This window comes from Staphylococcus sp. AS1337 (assembly GCF_051408735.1).
In the GTDB taxonomy this organism is placed as follows: domain Bacteria; phylum Bacillota; class Bacilli; order Staphylococcales; family Staphylococcaceae; genus Staphylococcus; species Staphylococcus xylosus_B.
Genome location: NZ_JBOIHZ010000006.1, coordinates 65,697 through 81,318, shown reverse-complemented (window position 1 = coordinate 81,318; position 15,622 = coordinate 65,697). Strand labels below are relative to the sequence as shown.

13 protein-coding genes are annotated in these 15,622 nt (G+C 32.5%); 5 read left to right on the top strand and 8 right to left on the bottom strand.

Features of this window, described 5'->3' with window-relative positions; genetic code table 11:
- Positions 1–27: 27 nt before the first annotated feature.
- Entirely contained in the window at positions 28–1,161 is a 1,134-nt protein-coding gene (locus tag ACSUE0_RS10475) for a nucleotidyltransferase (RefSeq protein ID WP_119613988.1), read from the top strand.
- A gap of 118 nt (positions 1,162–1,279) precedes the next feature.
- Here the strand turns inward: ACSUE0_RS10475 and coaD are convergent, their stop codons facing one another.
- Both coaD and rsmD read right to left on the bottom strand, forming a co-directional pair.
- A complete protein-coding gene (gene coaD / locus ACSUE0_RS10470; protein ID WP_017724178.1) occupies positions 1,280–1,765 on the bottom strand; it encodes a pantetheine-phosphate adenylyltransferase in 486 nt (161 codons plus the stop codon).
- A 1-nt stretch (position 1,766) separates the two neighbouring features.
- Positions 1,767–2,309 (bottom strand): 16S rRNA (guanine(966)-N(2))-methyltransferase RsmD, encoded by a 543-nt coding sequence (gene rsmD / locus ACSUE0_RS10465; protein WP_436957282.1) that lies wholly within the window; start codon positions 2,307–2,309, stop codon positions 1,767–1,769.
- Between the two features lie 72 nt (positions 2,310–2,381).
- Here rsmD and ACSUE0_RS10460 point away from each other — a divergent pair, with 72 nt between their 5' ends.
- Complete coding sequence (locus ACSUE0_RS10460) at positions 2,382–2,771, top strand: DUF7147 family protein (protein ID WP_119613990.1); 390 nt, start codon at positions 2,382–2,384, stop codon at positions 2,769–2,771.
- Positions 2,772–2,891: 120 nt separating this feature from the next.
- Here the strand turns inward: ACSUE0_RS10460 and ACSUE0_RS10455 are convergent, their stop codons facing one another.
- Positions 2,892–3,143, bottom strand: coding sequence for a YlbG family protein (locus ACSUE0_RS10455; protein WP_107529720.1), 252 nt, complete (start codon positions 3,141–3,143; stop codon positions 2,892–2,894).
- 184 nt (positions 3,144–3,327) lie between these two features.
- Between ACSUE0_RS10455 and ACSUE0_RS10450 the strand changes: the two genes are divergently transcribed.
- Entirely contained in the window at positions 3,328–4,194 is an 867-nt protein-coding gene (locus tag ACSUE0_RS10450; protein ID WP_182475153.1) for a glycerophosphodiester phosphodiesterase, read from the top strand.
- A 59-nt stretch (positions 4,195–4,253) separates the two neighbouring features.
- Here the strand turns inward: ACSUE0_RS10450 and ACSUE0_RS10445 are convergent, their stop codons facing one another.
- Positions 4,254–4,688 carry a YlbF family regulator gene (locus tag ACSUE0_RS10445; RefSeq protein ID WP_119613992.1) on the bottom strand — a complete coding sequence of 145 codons (435 nt, stop codon included), beginning with the start codon at positions 4,686–4,688 and terminating at the stop codon, positions 4,254–4,256.
- Between the two features lie 17 nt (positions 4,689–4,705).
- A complete protein-coding gene (locus ACSUE0_RS10440) occupies positions 4,706–5,755 on the bottom strand; it encodes a CAP-associated domain-containing protein (protein WP_436957279.1) in 1,050 nt (349 codons plus the stop codon).
- Positions 5,756–5,942: 187 nt separating this feature from the next.
- Here ACSUE0_RS10440 and ACSUE0_RS10435 point away from each other — a divergent pair, with 187 nt between their 5' ends.
- Positions 5,943–8,201: an ATP-binding cassette domain-containing protein gene (locus tag ACSUE0_RS10435; protein WP_436957277.1), complete on the top strand. Its 2,259-nt coding sequence runs from the start codon at positions 5,943–5,945 to the stop codon at positions 8,199–8,201.
- Between the two features lie 380 nt (positions 8,202–8,581).
- On the opposite strand, the gene ACSUE0_RS10430 is transcribed toward ACSUE0_RS10435, so the two are convergent.
- On the bottom strand, positions 8,582–9,043 hold the full coding sequence (locus ACSUE0_RS10430; protein ID WP_070053150.1) for a DUF420 domain-containing protein: 462 nt from the start codon (positions 9,041–9,043) through the stop codon (positions 8,582–8,584).
- Between the two features lie 24 nt (positions 9,044–9,067).
- Positions 9,068–9,979 carry a heme o synthase gene (gene cyoE / locus ACSUE0_RS10425; protein WP_119613213.1) on the bottom strand — a complete coding sequence of 304 codons (912 nt, stop codon included), beginning with the start codon at positions 9,977–9,979 and terminating at the stop codon, positions 9,068–9,070.
- Positions 9,980–10,305: 326 nt separating this feature from the next.
- On the opposite strand from cyoE, the gene ACSUE0_RS10420 reads away from it, so the two are divergent.
- Entirely contained in the window at positions 10,306–11,214 is a 909-nt protein-coding gene (locus ACSUE0_RS10420; protein ID WP_119613212.1) for a COX15/CtaA family protein, read from the top strand.
- 600 nt (positions 11,215–11,814) lie between these two features.
- Here the strand turns inward: ACSUE0_RS10420 and ACSUE0_RS10415 are convergent.
- Complete coding sequence (locus ACSUE0_RS10415) at positions 11,815–15,270, bottom strand: pyruvate carboxylase (RefSeq protein WP_436957274.1); 3,456 nt, start codon at positions 15,268–15,270, stop codon at positions 11,815–11,817.
- Positions 15,271–15,622 lie beyond the last annotated feature (352 nt).

Here is a 15,622-nt window from a genome sequence, read left to right as displayed (position 1 = left end):
AATGAATTCTGAAAGGAAGAATTGCAAATGAAAAGTGTTGCACTAGTCACTGAATATAATCCTTTCCACAATGGTCACTTATATCATGCTCAGCAATCAAAGTCAATAACCGGCTCTGAAGTTTCTGTCGCAATAATGAGTGGAAGCTTTGTGATGAGAGGACAACCAGCAATTTATAATAAATTTAAACGCACGCGTATGGCATTAAGTGCGGTCGACTTAGTAATTGAACTTCCTATCTTTGCATCGTTATCGGCAGGACAATATTTTGCTGAATTAGCCATAAAAGTTGCTGATTATTTAAATATTGATCATTTATCTTTTGGTAGTGAGTCTGGAAACATTGATGCTTTTCTAACATTAGCAGAAGACATCTCAAATGCAGAACAATCCATACAATTTGTCGAAAAAACAAAAGAAGGTAAGAGTTATCCTAGAATCCTAAGTGAACTAATAACTAACAATGAATTACTATCTTCACCCAATAACACATTAGGTATTTCTTATATCAGAGCAATTCAAAAATGGGCGCCAACAATACAACCATGGACTATATCACGTTTACAAAGTGCACATCATGACAAAGAAATAGCGAACTTAGGTTTTGCGAGTGGTACTTCAATTCGCAAATCACTTCAAAATGCTAATACACAATGGAAGCAAGTAGTTCCTGAGTCTGTTCACCCCTACTATACTGTTCCAAATGTTTCAGTTGATGACACATTTCACTATTTAAAATACGCAATATTAAGCCAAGATACAGATTCCTTAAACCAAATCTATACCATGAGTGAAGGTTTCGAAAATCGAGTTATTCAATTTATTGACCAAGCAGAGAATTTCGAACAGTTTATGACACTATTAAAAACGAAACGATTTACCTATACGCACATCCAACGATTATTAATGAATATTTTATTGAATTTTAAACAGCAACAAAAGCCTGAAGCAATACATGCTGTTAGGGTCTTAGGCATGACTCAAAAAGGACAACAATATTTGAAAGAATTGAAACAAGTCTTCCCTGAACGCAATTATATTACTCAACTCAATAAACAAAATTCACATTTTTTCAAACATGAAATACAAGCAACAAAAATTTATAACCTCATTTCAGGTGAAACTGCCAATGATTTTAATACACATGTCATACGTGTTTAAAGCATATCTGTATAACATAAACTCATAAACTTTGTTAACCTTACTATTTGTTTATAAATCCAAAAAGAGTGGTTCAATAACCAAAATCTCTAATTAGATTATTGAACCACTCTTTTTGTTATTTCTTGAATTTTTCATTTAAAGCTTTTTCAACATGTACAGGTACAAAATCTGACACATTAGCTTTATATGCTGCTACTTCTTTTACGACACTGGAACTTATAAAAGAATAATTTGTACTTGTCATCATATACATTGTTTCTACGTTGCTGTTAAGTTTTTTATTCATAGATGTAAGTCTTAACTCATATTCAAAGTCACTCACAGCTCTTAATCCCCTGATTATTGTTTGTGCGCCGATTTCGTCACAAAAATCTACCAATAACCCATTAAAATGATGTACTGTCACATTATTTAAATGTTTTACTGATTCCTCAATTAACTCAATACGTTCTTCAATAGAAAAAGTACCTGCTTTGTTACTGTTTTTCAAAACACAAATGTGTAACTCGTCAAAGCGATCCGCGCTTCTATCTATAATATCAATATGCCCATATGTAATTGGATCAAAACTCCCTGGAATGACTGCTTTAGTTGTAGACATTTTAATCTCCTTTTTCTAATAACAAAGTGTCTGTCAATCCATAGTGATAACGTTTTATCACATGGAATGGCTCAGTTTTTATATTCTCGTGATGATGGAACTCACAAACGATAATACCATTTTCTTTTAACAAATTAAACTTTGCGATACCTTCAAGTGCTTCATCTATCAAACCTTTTTCATAAGGAGGATCCAAAAATATCACATCAAATTGTATATCTCGTTTAAATAATGCTTTTAAAGCGCGGTCAGCACTGTTTTTATATACTTCTGCTTGCGCTTCAATATTTAATGTTCTTAAATTTGCTTTAATCACTTTCACAGCTTTAAAATTTTGATCGACAAAAATCATTTGATCCATACCACGTGACAACGCTTCGATTCCTAAAGCACCGCTTCCAGCAAATAAATCCAAACCTATGCCTGAAACTTCATGTAAACTATTAAAAATACCTTCTTTAACTTTATCCATTGTTGGTCTCGTATTGCGCCCTTCCATACTCTCTAACGCTTTACTTTTATGTACACCAGATATTACTCTCATATAATAGACACTTCCATTCTTAAAATAAATTTTATATAATGCTTAATGCACGATTAAGGAGGAACAATACTAATGAAACAATCATTTATAAAATTAGGTGAAGGCCTAACAGATTTGTTTGAGTTTAATACATTAATCGAATACAATTTCGAAAGAATTGATCACCTTGTTTATTTCCATTCACCTAAATCTGAACATCAACGTTCATCTGTCGCTCTAATTATGAAACCAACTAGTGGGCAGCATTTTCAAGCAATGTATATTATGCTTAATGCACTTAATTATCCATATCCAAATTCAAACAAAAAATTTGAAATGATTAACGATCAAGCAGCTAAATATAATATAGACGTAAAAGCCATTGAAGTTCAACCACTCGAATTATTCCACGAAACTGAGCTATATTTCAATTATTTAACTAGTGTCTTAAGATTACAAAGATGGATACCACCTTTACAATAAAGAAAAAAATAAGCCACATTAGACATAGGTTGTACTATTGTGGCTTCCATATATTCATCCGTTGATGAAGCTATTATTTATACACTATTGATGTGTAAAAAGTTGTGACCTGTAGAAAACTTACATGATTTCATGTTGCTCTTTCTCATAAGTTTTCTTCAAATACTTATAAGGTGAACCTTCTACATGTTTAACATATTTAAGTTTCATCAATTTGTTTACAATATCATCTGCTTCTGCCTCATTAATATACATAACTACAAAACGACCTTGTCTATTTGTACTTACAATATGACCAAATTTTCTTATCTGTCGTTCGTGTTTCATGTGTTTCAAATATATAATCAAACTCGTTCTAGGTATAATATTCATATTCTTATCACTCCAATTATTAGCCATTATATAATATCATGTCTTTTTCAATTTATAAATAACAATTATTTTGAACTCTCCTGTACTTTTGCTATATTACTTTATATACACAACTTGAGGAGGAATGTTCGTGACAAAATTCAACAAACTAATTAAAGGTGGATTTTTAGGTACTGTAGGCTTAATGGGTAGTATTTTCTTTTTTACTAAATACAACACTAAACCACATAATCAAAGTATACCACCTTTCTTTTCTAAACCTGCACCATATATTTTTGCACATCGCGGTGGCATGGCGGTTAGACCTGAACAAACTAAATTAGCTTTTGATAACGCGGTTGCCCACGAAATAGATGGATTTGAAACAGACGTTAGATTAACAAAAGATCATGAACTTGTTGTTTTTTATGATAATGACGTCGATCGCACTACAAATGGTTCCGGAAAAATATCAGAACATACGTTAGCAGAACTTAAACAATTGGATGCTGGCTACCACTTTACTGATATTAATGGTGTTCAGCCTTATCGCGGTCATGAAGATGCAAAAATTTTAACGTTTGATGAATTATTAAAAACGTATCCAAATCAACTTATAAGCGTTAATTTACAAGATGATCCAAAAAGTGAACAAGGTCAGCTTGCCCCTGAAATCATCTATGAAATTATCGTTGCTAATAATGCACAACAACGCGTTTTAGTATCAAGTTTCTATAGCAAACAGATTGAGCGCTTTAATATAATAAGTAATGGAACTGTAGCTATTGGTGCAAGTCAAAATGAAGTAGCAGAAGGATTGTTAAAATTTTATATGGGCTTAGGTAATACTTTTCAACCCCGTGCTAACACTTTCCAAATGTTTGTATCATTCAAAGGTATAAAGTTAACTTCACCTAAGTTTATCAAATGGTTAAATGAACGTAATATTGTCCCAGGTTATTGTGGTGTAAATAACCTTGATTTAATGAACGATTTGGTTTTTTACGGTGCACACACATTAGTAACTGACAGACCTGATTTAGCACAACGATTTAAAAATACTTACCATTAAAATTAAAAAGCAGGGCAGCGAAATCAAAATATATTTTTGATTTCGTTGCCCTGTTTTATTTATAATGAACAGCTACATGATCCACCTGTTGCACAACCACCTGCGTCTTTTTGAAAGAATGGGTTACCTGCTTCAATTTTTACATTTTCAGAAACAGCATATGCAATTTTCACAATCACTTGATCAATCAATTCCTGCAATGCAACTTCTTTTTGTTTGTGATCCATAACGACTGGTAGCATTTCATAAGCTCTTTTACGTTTGCGCGTATCTAACATCACGTTCTGGTAATCTGGGTGGTACTTACCAAAACGCATGATTTCATCATATTTATCTTTTGACTTTAAAAAAGCTTGATACAAGAGATGTGCTTCGTCATTATCAGCAAGTGCTTGTTCTGCTTCTCTATATTCTTGATACAAACGAGATTCTAAAATTTTATCGCTTAAGGCTTCTATTTCGTCGAGTACGGTCAGCGTTTCTTCAGTTATCATAATCAACTAACTCCTATCTATTTATCTTCTACAAAAATGAGCGTATAGTAACCGTTCGTTACTTCCCCACCCATTTCATTATATTTTGAGTTCAACATTCTAGATCTATGAATATCCGAATTTAACCAATTATGAATAAGTGTTGGCACTTCATTGAAATCATAACCCACGTTTTGACTCGTAGATACAAATGGTATCTCTTGCTCATTTAATTGCTGTTTTAAAGCATCCTCAGTAAATTCAACACTATCAGTCCCAATTGCTTCATACAAGTTAAATGAAGCAATATGTGCTAAATCATTATTTATACGCAAAGGTTTAGCATCTTTTAATTTTCTCATTTCATTTGTAATTTCATATAATGTCATCAATTGATTTGCATTTTGCTCATATGGTAAGTCTTTTTGTTTACGTGCAACTTCTCCATCTTCTTCGTCACTTAACATTTGATAAGGTTTAAACGTTGCTAATGCGTCACTATCTAAATATCTTACTGCAACAATTTTATTAACTTGTTGATCAATATAGATTTGAGCATAAATGTCTTTAAATTTTATAAGTGTTTGTGTTTTCATATCTGAATCAGAAATTTCTAACTCATATTTTTTCCCATTTGCATTGATTGTTGGTTCTGGATTTATGCTAAATTTCTCAAATACATTTGAAGCATTATCAGATATTTTAACTGGATTTACTTTTGCTTCTTTTCCAGTAGCATATACAGATTTAATTATATTATTTTTAGTTGTAACTAAATAATATTGATCCTTTTCTTTGAATACATAATTTTTAAAATCACCTTTATATGAATACACTCTTTCAGCTTGTCCATATGTATCTGTAAGTTTTTTTAGATTTTGGCCAATCCAAGTTCCTATTCCTTCCTTGGGCATTGGATTTTCAACATTTTGCTCATTTTCTTGAAAGTCTTTGTTTTGAGTTGTTTTTGTCGGATTTTTATTTGGATTTTCCAAAACGTCAAACTTCAAACGTGGCGAGTAAAAAAGATATATCAAGAAAGAAATCAATAACAGTACACCAATAACTTTTATTATTAGTTTTTTCATCACTCACCCACCTATAGTTATCTTTTGTTTATTGTACATGTTTCAATATATCACAAGCAAGGTATGTCATTATATAATGACGAATTATTAAAATATATGTGTTTTCCTACTAGCATATATTTTAATAACCAATTTAAGTATTTCACAACATTTTAAAGGTAGAATGTATTATAAGAGGTGAATGACAATGTCAATGATTCGCGTACATGGCGCTAAGCAAAATAACTTAAAAAACATTTCAATCGATATACCTAAACATCAAATAACCGTATTTACAGGACGTTCTGGATCTGGAAAATCTTCTTTGGTTTTTAGCACGATTGCTGCAGAATCTGAACGTTTATTAAAAGAAACTTATTCAACATACATACAACATCAGTTAGCTCAATTTTCAAAACCTAATGTAGATTTAATTGAGCATTTGCCAGTAGCAATGATAATTAACCAAAAAAGATTAGGTGGTAATTCACGTTCTACAGTAGGCACAATTTCAGATATTTATGCATCTGTCAGATTACTATGGTCACGTATTGGCGTACCATTTGTTGGTTACTCAGACATATTTTCTTTTAATAATCCTAAGGGCATGTGTCCCGAATGTTCAGGCTTAGGTTATGTAGAAGATATCGATTTAGACGAATTGTTAGATTATGATAAATCACTCAACGAAGATGCAATTCAATTCCCATCATTCAGACCGGATAGTTGGCGTGGCAAACGCTATTTATATTCTGGGCTTTTTGATAATGATAAAAAATTAAAAGATTATTCTGAAGATGAATTCAATACTTTACTTTATACAAAACCAACTAAATTAAAAAACCCTCCAGATAATTGGCCAAAAACAGCAAAATTTGAAGGCTTAATCCATCGGTTTAGGCGTTCTTTCCTACTAAATGATAACTTTGAAAAAAATAGATTTAAAGAAGCTATCGACCGCGTAGTCACATCTAAAAAATGTCCAACATGTCTCGGTAAAAGACTAAATCCAGATGTATTACAATGTAAAATTAATAATTTAGATATTGCAGACTTTACTAATTTATCCATAGACGAAGCATTAAATTTCATAAGACGAATTAATTCACCAAAAGCAAAAGTTATCATCGAACCATTGCAGCAACAGCTATCTTCTTTAAGCTATATTGGATTAAATTATTTAACGCTTTCCAGAGAAACAACTACATTATCCGGCGGTGAATCACAGCGTATTAAATTAATAAGGCACCTTAATAGTGCACTAAGCGATCTCGTCTATATTATAGATGAACCAAGCATTGGGTTACATCCTGATGATATACAACGAATTAACGAAATCATTCAATCATTAAAAGATAAAGGCAACACAGTTTTAGTAGTTGAGCATGACCCCGATGTTATAAGTATAGCTGATTATATCATCGATTTAGGCCCTCTAGCTGGTAAAAGCGGAGGAGAAGTTACTTTTACAGGAAGTTATGAAACTTTGTTGAAATCATCTACACACACAGGTTTAGCCTTACGGAAACAACATAAGTTAAAACCAAATCCTAGAATCCCTCATGATTTTATCAACTTAGAACACATTGATAAAAATAATTTAAAAGACGTTTCTGTTAAATTGCCCAAACAGGCAATGACTGTTGTTACGGGTGTTGCTGGTTCTGGAAAAAGTTCACTAATACACGCAGGTTTAACGCAAGAACTTAATACAATTTTTATAGATCAAAAACCCGTACATGCATCAAGTCGCTCAAATTTACTCACTTATTTAAATATATTTGATGATGTGAGAACTTATTTTAGTGAAGAAACTCATTTAAAAAAAGCTATGTTCAGCTACAACTCCGAAGGTGCATGTCCTGAATGTCATGGTAAAGGTGTCATCAAAGCGGAATTAGCCTTTATGCCAGACTTCACTCAAACTTGTGATTTGTGTCATGGAAAGCGTTATAAATCCGAAGTATTAAATGCAAAAATAGGAGGATATAATATTGCAGATATTTTGGCATTAACAGTAGATGAAGCAATTTCATTTTTCCAAGAAAAGAAAAATATTGCTCAACATTTAGAAGCATTAAAATCTACTGGTCTGGACTATATGACTTTAGGTCAAACTCTCGACACATTATCTGGCGGTGAAATACAACGCGTTAAACTTAGTAAATATTTAACACAAACTGTCCACCAACATATTTTCATATTTGATGAACCAACTACAGGATTACATGAAGATGATATCCCTATTTTATTAGACTGTTTTGAAAGTCTAATCCATGATAAAAACACAGTAGTTATTATCGAACATAACTTAACAATGATGACTCATGCTGACTGGATTATTGATATCGGTCCATTTGCAGGAGAAAAAGGTGGTAGGCTGCTTTATCAAGGTATACCTCAAGGATTGTTGGCTGTGAATGATTCTGTAACGGCTAAACATTTACAAAGATATATCACAAACTAATAAAATACTATATCCACTACCAAGTGGTAACGGGACTATATAAGTAGTTATTATTAGATAGATTGAGTTATATAACAAATTCATTTAAATCAAAATTGTTTCCCACTCTACTCTTTTATTTAAATTGTACTATCTACCTCTCTTATAAATTATAATTAAAAATAGCTATGAAGCAGTCTACCTTCCTGGATAGATAGCTTCATAGCTATTTTAATGAGTTGCTTATAAGTATTATTTATCGAATTAGTAAATACATTTCAAGTTTTCTAATCGTGAATAATGGAAACGGGCTATCAAACCTGTTTATAAAACAAATTTCTGCCCGCTGCCCTTTCCATATTCCCTAGTTCAAATAAAAGACTAACATTTTTCAATGTTAATTATAAACCGAATGTCGCTTTAATTAATGACGTTGTTTCTCCGCCTGGATAAAATACATAAAGTAATAAATACACAGCTACACCTGTTATTGCTGTGAAGAACCAGATTATAGAAGCAATTGGTCCGACAAATCTATGTACTTTGAACTTATCTTTAAAAGCAGTAATAATTTGTAAAAGTCCTAAAACTCCACCAATTGTTGCTAAATTTATGTGGAAGACTAAGAAAATTGTATAATAAAGTTTAACTGAGTCTGGACCACCAAATGCTGTATTGCCAATAAAAATAGTCCTTGATGCGTAAATAATAAAGAATGCTAGTGCAAAAACAGCAGCAACTAACATTACTTTTTTATGGCTTTCAATTTTTCTCAGCCAAATTTTGCGCCAACCTATAGCGACAAGGATTGCACTAATTACAATAAAGCTTGTACTGATTGTAGGTAAGATAGGTAAATTCATATATTACATCCTTATTTATAATTATTAAAACATTTGAATTAATGAGACGACAACGACGAGTACAAAGAAAACCACTAAGTAGTTTAATGAGTATATAAACATTTTTGTTGCCCATTTTGTTTGATCTGAATCCTTTTTAAAGCTTGTTAATCCTAAATATAACCATCCTAAATTTAATAATGTAGCCAACACTATAAATGTTGTTCCTAAATTACTTAATAAAAATGGAAGCGGTAATAAGAATACTAGCCATAAAAACATACTTACTCTCGTACGTTTAAACCCTTTCACTGATGGTAACATTGGAATATTTGCTAACGAATACTCATCTTTACGTTTAATTGCTAAAGCGTAAAAATGGATAGGTTGCCAACAGAAGATCACTAAAAATAGTGCTACTGCTACCAAGCTAATATTTCCTTCAATTGCTGTCCACCCAATTAAAGGCGGTACTGCACCTGGAAAACTACCAATCACTGTATTCCATACCGTATGACGTTTAGACCAAATTGAGTAAAACGATACATAACCCACTATACCTAGCAGTCCGATTACACCTGAAGGTATGTTTAACGTAAATAGTAATGCTTCCCCTACTAGCATCATTCCAAAGCTGAGCATTAATAAATTTCTATTCGAAATTCTGTCATTAACTGTTGGTCTCTGTTGTTTACTTGGCATGATACTGTCAATATCTTGATCGTAGTAATTATTTAAAGCACATGCGCCCCCCATAATTAACGTAGAGCCCACCAACATCATTAAGATCTGTGGTATTGACGAGAGGAAGGAATGATTTGCCAACACAATCGCTAACCATGATCCAGCAAACGCAGGGATCAAATTACCTTGTACCAATCCCATCTTGATAATTTGCTGCAACTCTTTAAAAGTCACACGACTAGAATTATGCGACAAAGTTTGTTCTTTGTTCATAATTTCCCTCCTAATTTTTGCATATAATACAATGATATATTAAATTTGTATCATTGACTACATTTATGTAAACTTATTTGTGACACTTTAACGACATTACTAAAAAGTCATTTTTGTGACACAAACAAAATAGTTTTTATTGTTATAATTATATGTGAGATTTATTAAAATAGTTTTTATTGTTATAATTATATGTGAGATTTATTAAAACAACTTTAAATGTATCATTACGGAATAAAATAATTACAGTGATAATAACTATATATTTAATAACTATTTGTAATTTAGTTTCTCAACTGTTTTATTTTTATGTGGGGGGTTAATTCTTGTTTAGCAAAAAAAACCTAAAATGGTTATCCGTGTTGGCAGCTGTAATTATGGCTTTTGTTCAATTAGGTGGCGCATTAGTTACTAAAACTGGATCAGCAGATGGATGTGGATCCGATTGGCCTCTATGTCATGGCGCATTTTTACCTGAGAACTTACCAATACAAACGATTATTGAATTAAGTCATCGTGCTGTTTCCGGCTTATCTTTAATCATCGTGCTCTGGTTAGTCATCGTTGCTTGGAAACACATTGGTTACATTAAAGAAGTTAAACCATTATGTATCATCAGTGTCGGTTTCTTACTAATACAAGCACTTGTAGGTGCTGCAGCAGTATTGTGGCAACAAAATGCCTATGTTTTAGCGTTACATTTTGGAATTTCACTCATTTCATTTTCTTCAGTATTTGTATTAACTTTAATTATTTTTGAAATCGATCGCAAATATGAAGCAGATGAATTATTTATTAGAAAGCCATTAAGAATTTATACATGGATAATGGCAATTATCGTTTATTTAACAATTTATACTGGCGCATTAGTCAGACATAAAGAAGCTAGTTTAGCATATGGTCAATGGCCATTACCTTTTAATGATTTGATGCCTCACAATGTCCAAGATTGGGTAAACCTTACTCACAGAGGCATGGCATTAATCGCTTTTATATGGATAATGGTTACATTCATTCATGCAGTAAATAATTACAAAGATAACCGTACAATACGTTATGGCTACACAGCTGCATTTATATTAGTTATGCTGCAAGTAATTACTGGCGCATTATCTATTATTACAGAAGTTAATTTATTTATCGCCTTATTACACGCTTTATTTATTACATTACTCTTTGGCTTAATAGCCTACTTCATTGTGTTGATGTTACGGACGATTAGAAGCGGCGGCTAAGTAAAACATCGAATATGTTATATCAATAAAAAACTGTCAACGAACTTTTTATGTTGTTGACAGTTTTTTTGCATATTTTTCTGTACATATACTCCAAATACCCCTTTACATTAGATACTTAATGCAACCTTGTAAGTTTTCTAACAATATAATATCCATATTTTTTGTGTAAATTCCAATGTATTCTAGCTTAATTTAGCGTTATTCTACAAAAATACATAAAGACGTGATTGGGACATAAATCCCAGAAAAAAAGCACTCAGATGATTTCATTCAATTCATATGAGTGCTTTTTTTATTCAATACTTCGTATTGTTGGCTCGCTTTCTTAGGGGACTGCTTCAACCTGTAGTCTTCAGCTTGTCCTGTTCCCTCAAGAGTCTCGCCAAAATACGTCTATCCACATATAATTTGACATTATAATACTCAAAAAATTAAGGCCCTTACGTATAATTTAATAAACACTACTAAACTAAACAATAATGAAAAAGACAATTTCTACATTATTTCAGTAGAAATTGCCTTTTTTCACTTGTCCAAGAACTTTATGTCCCAGACTCGTTCCAATTAAAAAGTTTATAATTCATTTGACTATAAAATTTAATCCACAGGTTCTTTTTCAATTTCTATTAATAAATCACCTGTTTCAATTGCCTCGCCACTTTGGATAGTCACTTGCTTCACAACACCGTCGAACGGAGCTTGAATCGTTGTTTCCATCTTCATAGCTTCAGTTATCAATAATGCTTGTCCACTTGTAACTGTTTCGCCTACTGAAGTTTTAACCTCGGTAACAGAACCTGGCATTTGGGCACCGATATGGTTTGGATTTAATTTATCTGCTTTCGGTTTAACACTTTCATTTGCTTTTACATTTTCATCTTGAATGAATATACGTCTCGCTTGTCCATTCATATCATAGAAAATTGTTCGAATTCCTTTTTCATCTGGTTCCGTAATCGTCTTCAATGTAATGATTAGACGTTTACCTGTATCTATTTCTATTTCCACTGTTTCATTTGAACGCATTCCAAAGAAGAATGTAGGTGTATCTAACAGCGATACATTTCCAAACTGTTCTTGCGTAGCAATGAATTGCTCATAAACTTTAGGATATAAAACATAACTTATGATATCTTGTTCTGTTACTTCTCTCTCTTGTTTTTCTTCTAATTCTTCTCTTACCGCTTCAAAATCAACAGGCTCTAAATATTCACCAGGACGATCTGTAATTGCTTCTTGTCCCTTTAGAATTACTTTTTGTAATTCTTTATTAAAGCCATTCACTGGTTGTCCAATATCACCTTTGAAGAATGAAACAACCGATTCAGGGAAATCTAATTTATAGCCATCTTTTATCACTGTTTCTTCATCTAAATCATTTTGTACCATATATAATGCCATGTCACCAACAACTTTCGAGGACGGTGTCACTTTAACAATGTCACCAAACAAGAAGTTTACACGTTGATACATTTCTTTAACTTCATTAAATCTATTACCTAATCCTAAGCTCTTCGCTTGTTGGCTAAGATTTGAGTATTGTCCACCTGGCATTTCGTGTTTATAAATTTCAGTATTTGGTGATTTAATATCACTTTCAAAGTCATTATAATATTGACGTACAGTTCCCCAATAATGTGATAATGCTTCCATTCCATCAACATCGGCACGCATATTTCTATCAAAACCATTTAATGCATAATATAGTGAATTACCACTAGGTTGACTTGTTAAACCACTCATTGAAGCAACAGCTGTATCGATAACATCTACGCCTGCATCTATAGCTTCTTTATAAACTAATAAACCATTACCACTTGTATCATGTGTGTGTAGATGAATTGGTAGGTCGACAGCTGCTTTTAATTCACCAATCAATTCATTTGCTGCTTTAGGTTTCAACAGACCTGCCATATCTTTAATTGCTAATATATGGAAGCCTTCACGTTCAAGTGTTTTCGCCATATTTACGTAATACTCTAACGTATAAATATCAGAGCGATTCGGATTTAGAATATCACCTGTATAACAAATAGTACCTTCTGATATTTTACCAGCTTTTAGTACAGCTTCATTTGCCACTTTCATTTGATCTACCCAGTTTAATGAATCAAAAATTCTGAATACATCAATACCGGCTTCCGCACTTTCTTCCACAAATTTTTCAATGACATTATCAGGATAGTTCTTATAACCGACAGCATTAGATGCACGAAGTAACATTTGGAATAATACGTTTGGAATTGCCTTTCTAAGTCTCTCTAAGCGTTCCCAAGGATTCTCTTTTAAGAAGTTATACGCTACATCAAATGTAGCACCTCCCCACATTTCTAAGGAGAAACTATCTTTCATTACTTGTGCTGTTTTCGAAGCAATATTCATCATATCTTTCGTTCTAACACGCGTTGCTAGTAACGATTGATGCGCATCTCTAAATGTAGTATCGGTTATTAAAACGTCGTCTTGCTGTTTTAGCCATTCAGCTACGGCTCTTGGCCCTTTACTGTCTAATAGTTGTTTGGTACCTTCTAATGCTGCAACTTCTTTTTTAGAAACTTGTGGTATAGGTGATGTTTCATAAATAGGTTTTGGTCGTTTTTCTACGTTTGGAAAACCATTAATTGATACATTACCAATATATTCTAACGTTTTTGTACCTCTATCGAGTGTTGGTGCAATATCAAAAAGTTCCGGTGTTTTTTCTATAAATTTAGTTGTGTAATCACCTGTTTTGAATTGTTCGTTTCTCGTAACATTAATTAAAAATGGAACATTGGTTTTAACACCACGAATTCTCATTTCTTGTAATGAGCGGTCCATTTTTTCATTCGCTTGTTTGAATGACATTGCATGCGTTGATAATTTCACTAATAAAGAATCATAATAAGGTGATATTTCGGCACCTTGGAATCCATCACCAGCATCTAATCTAACTCCAAAACCACCACTTGAACGATAAGCAATGATTCTACCACTATCAGGCATGAAATCATTTGTCGGATCTTCAGTAGTAATACGACATTGGATTGCATAACCTAGTGTTTGAATATTTTGTTGTTGTGGCATACTGATTGCTTCATCATATAAATTCTCTCCATCAGCAACTAATATTTGTGTCTTAACGATATCTACACCTGTAATCATTTCAGTTATAGTATGTTCAACTTGTACACGTGGATTTACTTCAATGAAATAAAATTCATCGCCAGAAACTAAGAATTCTACAGTACCGGCATTCACATACTCTATGTTTTCCATTAATTGAATCGCAGCAGCACATATACGTTCTCTTAAATCATCTTCAAGCGCTACTGAAGGTGCTACTTCAACAACTTTTTGATGACGTCTTTGTACTGAACAATCACGTTCGTATAAGTGCACTATATTCCCATGTTCATCACCGATGACTTGAACCTCTATATGTTTGGGATTATCGATATATTTTTCTATATAAACTTCACTATTACCAAAAGATTTTTCAGCTTCAGATTTAGCACGATGGAATGCATCTTCTAGCTCATCTTCAGAACGGACGATACGCATACCTTTACCGCCACCACCGCTAGTCGCTTTAATCATCAATGGATAACCAGCTTCATTCGCAAATGCAATTGCATCTGGTTGATTATCTATTGGACCGTCCGTACCTGGTATAACCGTCAGGTTTGCATTAATTGCTGTCGTCCTAGCTTTTACTTTATCGCCAAACATATCTAAATGTTCAACACGAGGCCCTATAAACTTAATGCCTTCTTCCTGACATCTTTTTGCAAAAGTTTCATTCTCACTTAAAAAACCATATCCTGGATGAATTGCGTCTACATCTGCTTGTTTAGCAACATCTATGATGCGTTCAATGTCCAAATAAGATTCAGCAGGTCCTAAATCCTCACCTACTAGGTATGATTCATCCGCTTTATATCTATGTAAAGATCCTTTATCTTCATTAGAATAAATAGCAACTGTTTTAACATCTAACTCTGTTGCTGCTCTAAAAATCCTTATTGCAATTTCACCACGATTGGCTACCAAAAGCTTGTTTATTTGTTTCACATCATGGTCCCCCTTAAATTTAGAATTTTCAAAAAAGTTTGATATAAAAATCATTATAGCAAAATCCGAACAATCTAGACAGTAAAAAATATATAGCCATTATTTTAAAACAGCTCAAAATACATATGTCACTCACTGACGGATAGGTAATGACCATCACATTAAAAACTACGTAAGACCTTGATACCATAACTTTCTTACAAAATTATATCATAAGAATTACATAATAAAAAGTTATTATTTACAATAAGTTTTAGTTATCGAAATTGAACTTTGATAAAAGTTTTTCAAAATCACTTTAAAGATGCAAAAAAATAAGCAAACGTTTTCAATACATTTGTATCAAAACGTT

Excerpts from the sequence above, each read along its gene's own strand:
- ACSUE0_RS10475 (WP_119613988.1), top strand. The coding sequence starts at position 28 with ATGAAAAGTGTTGCACTAGTCACTGAATATAATCCTTTCCACAATGGT.
- coaD (WP_017724178.1), bottom strand. The coding sequence starts at position 1,765 with ATGTCTACAACTAAAGCAGTCATTCCAGGGAGTTTTGATCCAATTACA.
- rsmD (WP_436957282.1), bottom strand. The coding sequence starts at position 2,309 with ATGAGAGTAATATCTGGTGTACATAAAAGTAAAGCGTTAGAGAGTATG.
- ACSUE0_RS10460 (WP_119613990.1), top strand. The coding sequence starts at position 2,382 with ATGAAACAATCATTTATAAAATTAGGTGAAGGCCTAACAGATTTGTTT.
- ACSUE0_RS10455 (WP_107529720.1), bottom strand. The coding sequence starts at position 3,143 with ATGAATATTATACCTAGAACGAGTTTGATTATATATTTGAAACACATG.
- ACSUE0_RS10450 (WP_182475153.1), top strand. The coding sequence starts at position 3,328 with ATGGGTAGTATTTTCTTTTTTACTAAATACAACACTAAACCACATAAT.
- ACSUE0_RS10445 (WP_119613992.1), bottom strand. The coding sequence starts at position 4,688 with ATGATAACTGAAGAAACGCTGACCGTACTCGACGAAATAGAAGCCTTA.
- ACSUE0_RS10440 (WP_436957279.1), bottom strand. The coding sequence starts at position 5,755 with ATGAAAAAACTAATAATAAAAGTTATTGGTGTACTGTTATTGATTTCT.
- ACSUE0_RS10435 (WP_436957277.1), top strand. The coding sequence starts at position 5,943 with ATGTCAATGATTCGCGTACATGGCGCTAAGCAAAATAACTTAAAAAAC.
- ACSUE0_RS10430 (WP_070053150.1), bottom strand. The coding sequence starts at position 9,043 with ATGAATTTACCTATCTTACCTACAATCAGTACAAGCTTTATTGTAATT.
- cyoE (WP_119613213.1), bottom strand. The coding sequence starts at position 9,979 with ATGAACAAAGAACAAACTTTGTCGCATAATTCTAGTCGTGTGACTTTT.